The following is a 13,479-nucleotide window of genomic DNA, read 5'->3' on the forward strand; positions in this document are numbered from 1 at the left end:
TAATAAAGAGTTTTAAATGAGTCAGCCAGTCTAATAATGTTTTTTATTGACTGTTGTTGCTGACTCACTTTTAAAACATCCGTTTAACTTAATCGAGTCAAAGAATGGAACTTACCTGATGTTTCAGTGAGCAACTTAAAATCACCGTTTATGCCTTGCCGAGTTAGAAATGGCTTAAAATGCTTAGCGGCTAATTCAATAGTGCGGCCTGTAAAATCTCGCACCACAATTTTATCTGCCCCACCGTTATAAATCGGCAACAGTTGTTCATAACTTAATCGAACGTTAAATAAATATTGGTTCATTAAGCTAGGCTCATATTAACTTTTTCTGCCAAATCTATTGCTAAATTTTCAAGTGATGCTAACCGGTTCAGCTGTTGTTTTATTAAATCTCCTCGGACCAAATCATGCTTTTTCCATTGCAATAATGGCGTAATTAAGCGAGAAGCAATCTGGGGATTAATCGTATTTAATTTGATTAACTGGTCGGTCAGAAATTGATAACCGCTGCCGTCTATCGCATGGAAACATTTCGGATTTGCCATCGCAAATGAACCGATCAAACTACGGACCCGATTTGGGTTATTCCAACTGAAAGTTGGGTGATCAAAAGTCGCTTTTATTGACGCTATTACGTCATCTGATGGGTTAGCACCAATCAGTGCAAACCACTTATCCATCACCAGCCCATTAGCCGCCCATTTCTGGTCGAAATGCTGACTAAGCTGTGCCAGACAGTCTAAGTTGTTGTCATTAGCTGCACTTAACGCGCTAATTGCATCGGTCATATTTTGGGCTTGCTGGTATTGCTGGCTAACTAATGCCTCCACTTCCTCACTAGCATTAACTGCCATTAACTTTAAACAGCCATTTTTTAGCTGACGCCAACTAATATCGTTGTCTTCACCAATAATCGCAGCCGCTGCTCGATCATAATTGGTGGCTAATAGGCTGCTAAGTGCTTGGCCAAGCTGCTGCTGCACAAAAGTACGCGCTGCTATAATAGCGTCGATAGCTATCGAGTCGACCTGTTCAAACAGTTCCATCACGGATGGTAATTCAAGCATCAAAGCCACAAGTGCGGGATCAATCTGCTCGTTTGACAATACTTGATTAAAACTGGCCATTAGTAATGGATCAACGCACATTTGAGCGCCAGTGCTGTGAAGATTACTGTTTTCGATAATCGACTTGGTTAAATATTTTTGGGCACTGTCCCAGCGCGCAACATCACTAGAAGAGTAACGAATCAAATGCGCAAGTTGTTGATCATCATAGTCAAAACTTAGTTTAACCGGTGCAGAAAAATCACCGAGCAAACAAGCCAAGGGCTTGGAACTAATATTGTCAAACACAAAGGTCTGTTCGCTTTGAGTTAACTCAAGTATTTTATGGGTGGTGTTAGGCGCAAGTTCAAATAACTGACCATCGTTAGCAATTAATTCAATGCTAACAGGTATATGCAGCGGGCTGGCGAGCTGTTTACCAGTGGCTAGCGACTGACTTAAGGTAACACTGTAGCGAGCATTGGTTTTATCATAACTTTCATTGACCGAGATAACCGGGGTGCCTGCCTGGCTGTACCATAATCTAAATTGGGTTAAATCAACCTCAGCGCCGTGCTCCATCGCGCTGATAAAATCGTCACAAGTAACCGCCATACCATCAAACTGCTCAATATAGCTCGCCATGCCACGTTGAAAGCCCTCTTCGCCAAGTAAGGTATGGATCATTCTAATAACTTCTGCGCCTTTATTATAAACAGTCACAGTGTAAAAGTTATTCATTTCTATCACAGCTTCAGGACGGATCGGATGAGCCATTGGTCCAGCGTCTTCGGCAAACTGGTGCGAGCGCATGACTTTAACCGCACTAATGCGGTTAACAGCACGGGAACCAAGATCAGAGCTAAATTCTTGATCGCGAAATACTGTTAGGCCTTCTTTAAGACTTAATTGAAACCAATCACGACACGTAATCCGGTTACCAGTCCAGTTATGGAAGTACTCATGCCCGATCACCGACTCAATGCCATCAAAATCGGCATCGGTGGCACTTTCAACGTCGGCCAACACATATTTACTATTGAAAACATTTAAGCCTTTGTTCTCCATGGCACCCATATTGAAGAAGTCGACCGCGACCACCATGTAGATGTCCAAATCATATTCAAGATCAAAGCGCTCTTCGTCCCATTTCATCGCACGTTGCAATGAGGCCAAGGCATGCTCAGCTTTTTGACGATTGCCCTTATCAACAAAAAATTCTAACGCCACGTCACGCCCAGAGCGGGTAGTAAAAGTGCCTTCGAGCAAATCAAAATCTCCAGCGACCAAAGCAAACAAATAAGCAGGCTTTTTAAATGGGTCGTGCCACACCTTATAATGGCGGTTATTTTCTAAGGTACCACTTTCAATGCTATTGCCGTTTGACAGTAAATACGGGTATTGATCTTTATTGGCGATAATTTTTGTTGTAAAAATAGCCATAACATCTGGACGATCAAGGTAATAAGTTATTCGGCGAAACCCTTCTGCTTCACATTGGCTGCAAAAGGCGTCTCCAGAAACATATAACCCCTCTAATTTTGTGTTATTAAGCGGGTATATTGTCGTAACAATGGTTAATTCAAATTGATCAGGCACCGCGACAATGGTCAATTTATTATTACTGATGCTGTACTGATCCGGCAGCAAAGCCTGAGAGTTAATAGCAATAGAATCTATGACTAAGTCATCACCATCTAATACGAGTGGTTCACCTGCATCACCATTACGGATTAATTGGCTAATGGCGGTAACACGAGTTGCTTGGGGTTCTAACTCAAAAGTTAAGTTTACCGTTTCAATTAAAAAAGTCGGTTTACGGTAATCTGACAAATATTTAGTCGTCGCTGCGGTCATTTTATTCCCTTGATAGTTGCCAATGAGCCGGCTTGATAACCGCTCATTTGTTAGTTGTATCATACTAAAACCGACAAAAAAAAACAGCCTGAATCACGAAGCAATTCCCAAACAACAGTGGCTTATCAACAAATAGTGTTGTTATACCAATTACATTTAATAATTGACCTCTTGTACTAGTTTTAAATTAACAATAAGGCTACCGCGTCCTGCTCGCAATCCTTACCCCACGTTCTGTAGGTAACTTCACACCTCTCAATCCCAATAACTCGCTATTGGTCGGCAATATGCTCCTCGATAATTGCTCCTGCATTATCCTAATATCTTACATCCGTGTAAGAACATGCTGCTCAAGCTTTCTTCATAAAACACCATAACTTTCAACTAGTTGAGAAGCTAGCTACATTTAAGGTGAACAGAGCCAATGCAATTGGTATTATTTCAACAGCAAGGCACTGCCAAGAAAAAGACATGATATGGCTAAATTTTTGGCACAAAAAAGCCGCATTAAAGCGGCTATTTAATAAAATTGAACTCAAGTATTAACTTTTAGCTGTTTTACCAAGATCAATATAATCGAGCATGATAAACGAGGCTTCATCTAATACTGGGTCTAATTCTGGAGCTTTCTTTGGTAAATCGTCAAGTGATGCCACTTGTTCTAAACCAGCATTTTTACGACGGATATTGGCTCGGTCAAGAGTTGTTTTATCAAGTAACTGACGTTTCTCCTGGCGTATTGACTCGACCAAACTGACCGTTTTTTTATCTTTTTCTTGCTGATATCTTTTGATATCTTGAGCTAAGAATTGAAACTCAATATTATCGGCAATGCGTTGATGATGGTTCTTCGCTAGCTGATTTAAATAATTATGGCGATAATCGCTACGCTTAATATATGCAGCCTTGTTAATACTGTCCCAAGGTAAAGTATTATCAGCAACACTTTCACCAAAGTCAGCAGGGTTTATTGCCGTCGGGAATGCTATGTCAGGCACAACGCCTTTATTTTGAGTACTTCCACCGTTAATTCTGTAAAATTTCTGAATAGTATATTGAACAAAGCCAATAGGTTTCTCATAGAAATCGTAAATCCGGCTTAAGCTTCTGTGTTGCTGTACTGTGCCTTTACCGAAAGTCTGTTCACCGACTACGATTGCGCGGTCATAGTCTTGCAATGCCGCTGCAAATATTTCCGATGCCGAGGCGCTATAACGGTTAACAAGTACGGTGACTGGGCCTTGATAATGAATCGCTTGATCCGGATCTTTTCGGACATCGACTTGTGAATTACCACTTTTGACTTGAACGATCGGTCCTGACTCAATAAAGAGTCCACTAAGATTGGTAGCCTCGGTTAAAGCACCGCCACCATTATTACGCAAATCAATGATTAAGCCTTCGCTGCCTTGTTGTTCAAGATCAGCAATTAGCTTTTTAACATCATTGGTTAAATTGACATAAAAACTCGGGATGGTAATAACACCCACTTTTCGATCTTTAAACTGAGGTAATTGTAACTCTAACAGTTGCGCTTTAGCCGCGCGATCTTCGAGTTTAATCGTATCGCGAACTATTGGCACTATTTTGGATTTACTGGTACTGGTTGCTTTACCTGAAATAATTTCAAGTCGCACAGTTGAGCCTTTAGGGCCCTTAATTAGTTCAACCACATCATCAAGCCGCCAACCGATAATATCAATCATTTCCTTATCGCCTTGGGCAACACCTATGATTTTATCTTCTGGGCCAAGCTGCTCGCTGTTATCAGCGGGACCGCCACTAACGAGCCGTTGAATAACCGTGTAGTCGTCTTTAACTTGTAATACCGCGCCAATCCCTTCGAGCGATAGGCTCATTTCGACCTGAAAACGTTCAGCGTTTCGTGGTGAAAGGTAACTGGTGTGCGGGTCAATCGAGCGAGAAAATGAATTCATTAATAATTGAAAAACATCTTCACTCTTGGTTTGAATAATTCTTTTTAGCGCGTTGTTATAACGTTTTGCTAAAGTGGTCGAAATTTCTGACCAATCTTTACCCGTCAGCTTAAGGTTTAGTGCATCACTTTTAACCCGCTGGCGCCATAATTCATTGAGCTGTGCAGTTGATGTCGACCAATTAGATTTATCACGATCAAATTGGTAATTATCTTCAATATCAAAATCCATTGGCTTATCCAGCAACTTTAACGCATAACTAAAGCGCTCAAAACGTCGCTGCAGGTTCAATTGATATATTTTATAAATATCTTCAAGCTGACCTTGTTTTAAGATTTCATCAAACTTAAAACGCAATGGTTCAAACAATTTAACATCAGCAGCAATAAAAATATTTTTATTGTAATCCATGCTTTCGATAAATCGGTCAAATATTTTTGAAGAGAACTCATTGTTTAACTCGAACTCTTTAAAATGAGTTCGAGTAAACAGGGCTGTAACCCGAGTACTGGAAACTTTATGCTGTGGTTCAGCGCTTAACACCGGAATTTCATCAATCTTGTATTTGGTAGGCAATCCAAACGCACTGGTTGCTACCAGAATTGGAACTAATCCTAGTGTTAAACGTTTTAGCATAAAAATCTCCTATTTTGTTGCTAATAAATGTTCTGGCTTAACCTTTACTACCATACCCGATGTTAACTGTACTTTAGCTTCAGATTTAGCGATATCGACAATAACACCTTGCATCGGTGATTTACCAAGCGTCACTAAGACCTTTTGATTAATAGAAAGTGCCGCAGTATTTTCTACTTTCTCGCCAACAGGCTGAGCAGGTGCTACCGCTTGCTTAGGACTAGTACGTGTCGGAACCTTGGCACGTTTAAGTTTAGCAGCTGATGCAGTTTTGTCAGATTTGTCAGATTTAACAACTTTAGGCGCTTTTTCATCAGCACGTACTTTTGCTTTTTTCTGGCTTTCTTGTAATACTTTTTTAGCATGGTCTACATGATCGGCCGTTAATTCATCACCGGCTACACCATCTAAATCGATTCGTTTTGCGCCAGCTTTTGTGCCGCGCAGGTAACGCCAACTGGTGGTATAGTGACGAATAGCCCCACGTAATTGGGTTTTGCTAACCATCTCATCTTCGCTTAAACGTGCGGCCAAGTCTTGAAAAAGACCGATTTTAAGTGGTTGAGCGTCACCCTTAAGTGTAAAACACTTAGGGAATTTTTCTGCTAGATAAGCGATTACCGCCTTATTATCTACAAGTTTAGCTGTACTATTCATTTATTCTTCCGCGTCGTTACTAAATTCTTCAATTAAGAATGCTATAAAATGTTCAATCAATTCGTCGTCTAAGTCGACCAATCCAGGTTGATGCTGCCAATAGGGCCAAATCGCTTCAAGCATGTCGCGAAATAATTCTAAGCCAGTATCTTCGTTCACAGTTTCAAATAATCGGTGGTATACCCGGTTTATATTCTCAGCCGCAATTTCTTCTTCGCCTTCCCATTCGCCCACTTGCGTGATGTCGAATAAAAATTCGTTAATATCTAGATGTTCATACATCATAATTGTTTTCCCAAATCACGATAACTGCAAGGATTAATTACAATCTTACTGTTTTTCGCTTAAATTTTGTTCGATCACTCGGGCTAATTGCTCTAATCCGGTTTGATCGGTCTGACTAAACCGTCCTGGTCGCTCACTATCGATATCGAGCACGCCATAAAGGTTGTTATTTACCAGTAGCGGAATAACAATTTCAGACTGAGAACGAACATCACAGGCAATATGTCCAGCAAACTGATGGACATCGTCGACTCTTAAGGTTTTAAGGGTCGCTGCGGCAGTGCCACATACACCTTGATTCAGTGGAATTCGGGTACAAGCAACATTGCCCTGAAATGGCCCTAGGACTAATTGCTGTTGCTTAGCCAGATAAAAACCGACCCAATTTACGTCTAATAATGCCTGGTTGATAAAAGCGCTGGCATTAGATAATAGTGCAACCTCATCGGTTTCATGTTCTATTAACGATTCAAGTTGTTTGGATAATAAAGCGTAATCGGTGTTCAATTTTTTAACCTAGCTACTGCATTGGCAGGCTACTATACCTGAGTTAAAATAAATGAAAACCCTGTGGCGATTACTCAGGGCTAAAAAATGCGTTTTTTGCCAAATAACGCAATGTTTTTAGCCAACGCAGTGATCATTTTTGCTGTATTATGGAAAAATCAGTCCATAAAATAGAACGCCATGTCGATTAATACCCTGTTACCTACCCAATTTATTGACCATATTTCATCGCAATTGCCGAGTCATCTTAATATTGATGAGTTTATTACGGCTTGTCATAGACAATTAAGGTTTAGTATCCGAGTCAATACCTTAAAGATAACTGTCGCCAACTTTTGTCAGTTAATGGATAACCTAGACTGGCAATATCAGCCAATCCCCTGGTGTCAAACTGGCTTTTGGGTCGAATTACCAGCGGGTTCATCAGCGCCGGGTAAATTACCAGAACATATTACCGGCTTGTTTTATATTCAAGAGGCTAGTTCAATGTTACCGCCGGTTGCGCTATTTAATCGCGACCAAACTAAGCCACCCTTTGAACTGATATTGGACTTAGCGGCGGCTCCTGGCTCTAAAACTACCCAAATCGCTGCATTAATGGCTGATGAAGGCTTATTAGTGGCCAACGAGTACTCGTCGAGTCGCATAAAAGCCCTGCACAGTAATTTGCAACGGATGGCTGTTAGCAATACAGTGATTAGTCACTACGACGGCCATGTCCATGGTGACTACCTTGAGAACTGTTTTGACGCGGTATTAATTGATGCCCCCTGCAGTGGTGAAGGCACGGTACGTAAAGATCCGGCCGCATTTAAAAACTGGAGTCTAAAGCACATTGAAGAGATAAGCCTAGTGCAACGAGGTTTGATCCGATCTGCTTTTATGGCTCTAAAACCAGGTGGCGAGTTAGTTTATTCAACGTGTGCGTTAAATTTCACTGAAAACCAGCAAGTTTGTCAATTTTTACTCGACGAGTTTAAAGACTTGATTGAAATTATTAATCTTGGAGACTTGTTCAAAGATGCTGACAAAGCCGTCACAGCCGAGGGTTATTTGCACATTTGGCCTCAATTGTATGACAGCGAAGGTTTTTTTATTGCAAAGTTCAAAAAGCTTGCCAAGACAGATCTGGCGCAACCAAAACCTTTTCGCAATAAATTTCCATTTAGCCGCGTAACAAACCGTGAGGCGCCAGCCCTGCTCGAGCAACTGGCGCAGCTTGGTGTCACCACAATAGATGTTGAGAATTTATACCAACGACAACATGAAGTGTGGTTTTTCCCCAGTGGCATCGAACAATTAATCGATCGGATGAAATTTCAACGTCTTGGGCTAAAATTATTTGAGCGTGACGCTAAAACCATTGGGCTTGAGCATCATGCTGCGACAGTTTTTACCACACCACAGGTTGAATTAAGCCAGGAGCAGCTTGGTGAGTACTTAAAAGGTCGCGACATTCAATATCCAAATGGAGCGGCAGCAAAAGGCATGGTATTCGTTGGTTATCAACAACAAACGGTTGGCATGGGCAAATGGGTTGGCAACAAAATAAAGAACAAATTACCGCGTGGTTTGGTCAATGATCACGTGGTACTAAAATAAGCCGTCACTTATTTATATTTAGACTACCCTTATGATTGCTAGTTAAGTGAACTAGCAATCTCGTGAGTAGTTCCCCTAAGCTCGGAACAACTTGGAATAGTTCCGGGCTCTTTTTCTCCTTGTCATTTTCGTATTAAGTTTATTGGCCTCTCCTAATATAATGAGGCGAAGTAAACAGTGAAATGAGGCCGTCATCAAATCACTGCTATTTAACTCAATAGACCACTAGAAGAATGTTTGTTGCTGCTCGGCCATTTTAACTAATAGTGGCGATGGCGTAAAACGATCGCCATGTTGCTGGCGGTATTCTTCAAGTAGCGTCACCAAATGTTCTGCTCCTAATGCATCTATGTACCGGAATGGACCCGCTAAAAATGGCGGAAAACCTATGCCGAATATAGCGCCTACATCACCGTCACGGGCGCAGTTCAGAATGCCCTCATCTAGACAACGGACCGCTTCATTGAGTAATTGAACTATGCAGCGTTGCGCAATCTGCTGCTTGGTTCTTGCTTGAGCAGGTTTCACATTTAACAATGTATAAATACTCGCATCAACCTGTTTAGTGCGCTTGGTTAAGCTAAATTTAGGTTTAGTACCGTATTGGTAAAATCCACGTGAGTTTTTCTTGCCGAGGCGATTATCTTTGATTAATGCCGCAAAGGCAGCCGGTGCTTCAAAACGGTCACCGTGTGCTTGGTGTAAAATCGGTGATATTTTTGCGCTAACATCAATGCCGACTTCATCAAGTAGCATTAAAGGCCCTACCGGAAAACCAAAATCAACTAAGGCTTTATCGATGTGATCTATCGCCACCCCTTCGAGTAACTGGTGAGCAGCTTCATTAATATATAACGCTAAAATTCGGTTAACATAAAAGCCGGCCCCATCATTGACAACAATGGCTGTTTTACCCTGTTTTCGGGCAAAGGCAACCGTCGTTGCAATGGTTTGCGCCGAGGTTTTTTCATGAGCGATAACTTCCACCAGCGGCATTTTGTCTACCGGTGAAAAGTAATGCAAGCCGACCACATTTTCTGGCCGGGCGGCGGCACTGGCAATCTCGCTTATCGGCAATGACGAAGTATTCGTCGCAAAAATAGTGTCTGGGCGACAGTATTGCTCAACGTCTTTTACCATTTGATGCTTAAGGGCCAAGTCTTCAAATACCGCTTCAATCACCATGTCGCAATGCGCAAAACCACGATAGTTGGTGCTACCACTGAGCTTTAACATTGACGCTTGCAATTGGGCGTCACTAATAAAACGTCGTTGACGTTTTTTATCAAGCAAGCGATAACTGTATTGTAACGCCTGGCTAATGCCCTGCTGACTAATGTCTTTAATCCGAACATTAACGCCAGCCTTGGTAGCACAGACATTGGCAATGCCGCCACCCATTAAACCGCCACCGAATACCCCTACCTGTTTTATTGCTACAGGTTTGGCATCCGTTGCGCCATAGCTCTTCTTCAGTTCAGTGGTTGCGAAAAACAAACTGCGTAAGGCAATTGACTCGGCAGACATCACTAAATTAGAAAAATGTTCTGCTTCAACATCAAGCCCCGCTTGATAGCCGTGCGCTATGCCAACCTTAATACAATCGATAATAAGCAATGGCGCAGGGTAATGCCCCTTAGTTTTTGCGATAACGGTCTTTTCCGCCTGGTCAAATAACACCTTACGACCAACGACGTTAGTTTCAAGTAATTTACCGGCTAAATCCAACGTGGGTTGCGCGCTAGTACGTTTAACTAAGTAGGGCTTGCCTTTTTTAGCCAATGCAATTGCACTGGCCAGGAGAATACTTTTGGGCACCACCTCATTAACCAGTCCCATTTTAAGTGCTTGTTTAGGACGCAACTGCTTGCCAGTCAACATCATATCAAGTGCTTTAGCAATGCCAACTAAACGCGGCAAACGTTGAGTGCCGCCGCTGCCTGGTAATAAACCCAGCTGTACTTCAGGCAACCCTAAGCTCGTTTTAGCATCGTCACTGCACACTCGGCCATGACAGGCCATGGCCAATTCAAGCCCGCCACCTAAACAGGCACCATTGATGGCAGCAACGACCGGGATCTCCAATTGCGATAACTGGTCAAACAGGCGCTGACCCATTTGTGAAATAACTTTAACATCGGCCGCAGTTTTGCAGTCATCGAGCATCGAAATATCGGCACCCGCGATAAAGTTATCCGACTTGCCAGAGACTATCACTAACGCCGTGATGCTTGGTGTTGCATTAATTTGATTGAGGATCTCCGTGATCTGCTCAGCAAATTCACCACGCAGCGTATTAACGCTTTCGCCTTTAACATCAATCGTGACAATCGCGACATTGTCTTCAACCACTAAGCTAAATGCACTCATTATTCAACCTCCAAAATCATCGCGACACCTAAACCACCTGCCGCACAGGCCGTGGTTAAACCAAAACCACCTCCACGGCGTTTAAGTTCATTAAGTACCTGAGTTATTAATCGGGTTCCCGTTGCTGCAAATGGGTGACCATAAGCAAGCGAACCGCCAAGCACGTTAAATTTAGCCATGTCGATTTGACCAATCGCTTGACTGCGGCCGAGTTTTTCGCGCGCAAAGGTTGTTGACTCAAACATTTTCATGTTGGCCAGCGCCTGAGCAGCAAAAGCTTCGTGCATTTCAATTAAGGTTAAGTCGTTTAAGGTTAAACCAGCGCGGTCAAGTGCAATTGGCGTTGCGTAAGATGGCCCCATTAACATGTCATGGTGGACGTCTATCGCCGAAAATGCATAACTTTTTATATAGCCTAATGGCTTATAACCAAGCTCTTTTGCTCGTCCTTCACGCATCATTAAAATAGCCGATGCGCCATCGGTTAAAGCGGTTGAGTTCGCGGCTGTAACCGAGCCATTTTTACGGTCAAATACTGGCCGTAACTTTTCATAACCCGCTAAGGTCGAGTCTGTACGAATAGTATTGTCTTGATCAATAAATTTATTGTAGGGCTCAACATGCGCGCTCATCACTTCATCTGCAAATAGGCCATCTTGCCACGCTTTGGTGGCTAACGTGTGCGAACGATGCGCTAAAGCGTCTTGATCAGTGCGACTAATATTATGGGTTTTAGCCATTTGTTCAGCGGTTTGTCCCATCGATAACCCGGTGGAGTATTCCGCTACTGCTGGCGGCACTGGCACTAAATCGCCAAATCTTAGGCGTTTAATGATATTAAATTTTTGCGAAAGGCTGCGCGCTTTATTGAGATCAACCAAGGCATGAGCCAAGTTTTTAGTCACGCCAATCGGTAATACTGATGAGCTATCAGCGCCACCCGCTATCCCGATATCTGTGGTGCCACTAAGAATTGATTCTACAATATTAACCGTTGACTGAAAGCTCGTGGCACAGGCCCGTGACACACTGTAAGCATCGGTATTAATATTCATGCCCGTACCTAACACGATTTCACGTGCGATATTAGGGGCTTTTGGCATTTGAATGACCTGACCGTAAACCAATAGGTCGATTAACTTTGGGTCTAACTCGCTACGGTTAACCAACTCTGAGACCACCATTTTTCCTAAATCTAGGGCCGATACGCCATGAAACGCCGTGGCTTGTTTGGCAAATGGGGTTCTAAGACCGTCGACAATCGCAATGCGCTCGCCATTTTTAGTGGTTAAATCCTGAATTGATGACATGAAGTGCTCCTAACGATTGAACTTTTTGTAAGACGTTGATTCAAAGCCTGCGTTTACGGTGGCTTTTGAGATGGCAAATATCATAGCCGACGAGGTCAGACCACCGCAACAATTAGTTTGATTCAAGCAAAGAATAAAGATTAAAAACACGCTAAAAAGTAATTAATATCAATCTTATGTGATAATTTATAACACTAAAAATGCTAGACTATCAGCGCAAGATTAGGTAAAACTTTAGCATAATTGACTTTGCACCATCCTAACATCTAACTGGCACTAGCCATTATTCATATAAATAGGTTATCGATTACAATGGCGATTGAAAAATTTACTCAGCTTAAACAATATCTAGACTCCCAAATCCTTGGGCAGTCACAATTAACGCAATGCATGTTAATCGGCTTATTAGCCGATGGTCATTTGTTAGTTGAAGGACCACCAGGATTGGCAAAAACGCGTGCGATTAAAGCATTAGCCGAAGGGATCGAGGGCGATTTTCATCGCGTTCAATTTACGCCCGACTTATTGCCCGCAGATCTCACCGGCACCGACATTTATCGACCTGAGACCCATGAGTTTGAATTTCAACGTGGACCTTTATTTCACAATTTAATTTTGGCCGATGAAATAAACCGCGCCCCAGCCAAAGTGCAATCGGCCTTATTAGAAGCAATGGGCGAGCGCCAAATTACAGTTGGCAGCACCACCTATCAGCTGCCTGAGTTATTTTTAGTGATGGCAACCCAAAACCCAATCGAGCAAGAAGGCACCTACCCACTGCCCGAGGCGCAGCTTGATCGCTTTTTGTTGCATATTGCGATTGATTACCCAGACGCGGCAACCGAGCACCAAATTTTGGCCTTAAATCGCAATGAAGCGCTTGAGCAACAACCAGTGACAGCGCCTAAGTTAACCCAAAGTGAAATCGTGCAAGCGCGACAAGCGAGCCTCGCCTTATATTTAGCGCCGCAAGTTGAAGAATATATCGTGCAATTAATCATTGCGACCAGAACCCCTGAACAATATGACCCAAGTTTGGCCAATTGGTTAGAATTTGGTGCCAGCCCACGAGCGACCATCGCGCTCGAGCGCTGTTCTCGTGCTCGCGCGTGGTTACATGGCCGCGACTTTGTCAGCCCAGAAGATGTGCAAGCGATGTTACCTAATGTTTTACGTCACCGATTGTTACTAAGCTATGAAGCGGAAGCGGAGGGGATCACCCCTTCAATGGTTATTGATAAGTTATTAACCTTGGTGCCGGTGCCGTAAC

Annotated in this window: 10 protein-coding genes; 2 read left to right on the forward strand and 8 right to left on the reverse strand. The window is 42.7% G+C overall.

Going from position 1 to position 13,479, the window contains the following annotated elements; genetic code table 11:
• Positions 1-83: 83 nt before the first annotated feature.
• The 6 genes from HRU23_14630 to HRU23_14655 form a co-directional block, all read right to left on the reverse strand.
• A complete protein-coding gene (locus HRU23_14630) occupies positions 84-305 on the reverse strand; it encodes a DUF2835 family protein (GenBank protein ID NRA55376.1) in 222 nt (73 codons plus the stop codon).
• Positions 305-2,905 (reverse strand): aminopeptidase N, encoded by a 2,601-nt coding sequence (gene pepN, locus HRU23_14635; GenBank protein ID NRA55377.1) that lies wholly within the window; start codon positions 2,903-2,905, stop codon positions 305-307. Before pepN ends, HRU23_14630 begins: the two co-directional genes overlap by 1 nt.
• 542 nt (positions 2,906-3,447) lie before the next feature.
• A complete protein-coding gene (prc, locus tag HRU23_14640) occupies positions 3,448-5,478 on the reverse strand; it encodes a carboxy terminal-processing peptidase (protein ID NRA55378.1) in 2,031 nt (676 codons plus the stop codon).
• 9 nt (positions 5,479-5,487) lie between these two features.
• Positions 5,488-6,135 (reverse strand): RNA chaperone ProQ, encoded by a 648-nt coding sequence (gene proQ, locus HRU23_14645; GenBank protein ID NRA55379.1) that lies wholly within the window; start codon positions 6,133-6,135, stop codon positions 5,488-5,490.
• On the reverse strand, positions 6,136-6,420 hold the full coding sequence (locus tag HRU23_14650) for a hypothetical protein (GenBank protein ID NRA55380.1): 285 nt from the start codon (positions 6,418-6,420) through the stop codon (positions 6,136-6,138).
• 45 nt (positions 6,421-6,465) lie between these two features.
• Positions 6,466-6,927, reverse strand: coding sequence for a GAF domain-containing protein (locus tag HRU23_14655; protein ID NRA55381.1), 462 nt, complete (start codon positions 6,925-6,927; stop codon positions 6,466-6,468).
• 180 nt (positions 6,928-7,107) lie between these two features.
• On the opposite strand from HRU23_14655, the gene rsmF reads away from it, so the two are divergent.
• Positions 7,108-8,529: a 16S rRNA (cytosine(1407)-C(5))-methyltransferase RsmF gene (gene rsmF / locus HRU23_14660; protein NRA55382.1), complete on the forward strand. Its 1,422-nt coding sequence runs from the start codon at positions 7,108-7,110 to the stop codon at positions 8,527-8,529.
• Positions 8,530-8,754: 225 nt separating this feature from the next.
• Here rsmF and fadJ read toward each other — a convergent pair whose 3' ends face one another.
• Both fadJ and fadI read right to left on the reverse strand, forming a co-directional pair.
• Positions 8,755-10,902: a fatty acid oxidation complex subunit alpha FadJ gene (fadJ, locus tag HRU23_14665; protein ID NRA55383.1), complete on the reverse strand. Its 2,148-nt coding sequence runs from the start codon at positions 10,900-10,902 to the stop codon at positions 8,755-8,757.
• Entirely contained in the window at positions 10,899-12,209 is a 1,311-nt protein-coding gene (fadI, locus tag HRU23_14670; GenBank protein NRA55384.1) for an acetyl-CoA C-acyltransferase FadI, read from the reverse strand. The genes fadJ and fadI overlap by 4 nt, the downstream gene beginning before the upstream one ends.
• 312 nt (positions 12,210-12,521) lie before the next feature.
• Here fadI and HRU23_14675 point away from each other — a divergent pair, with 312 nt between their 5' ends.
• Entirely contained in the window at positions 12,522-13,478 is a 957-nt protein-coding gene (locus HRU23_14675; GenBank protein NRA55385.1) for a MoxR family ATPase, read from the forward strand.
• The last annotated feature ends 1 nt before the right edge of the window (position 13,479 follow it).

The organism is Gammaproteobacteria bacterium (genome assembly GCA_013214945.1).
Lineage (GTDB): Bacteria > Pseudomonadota > Gammaproteobacteria > Enterobacterales > Psychrobiaceae > Psychrobium.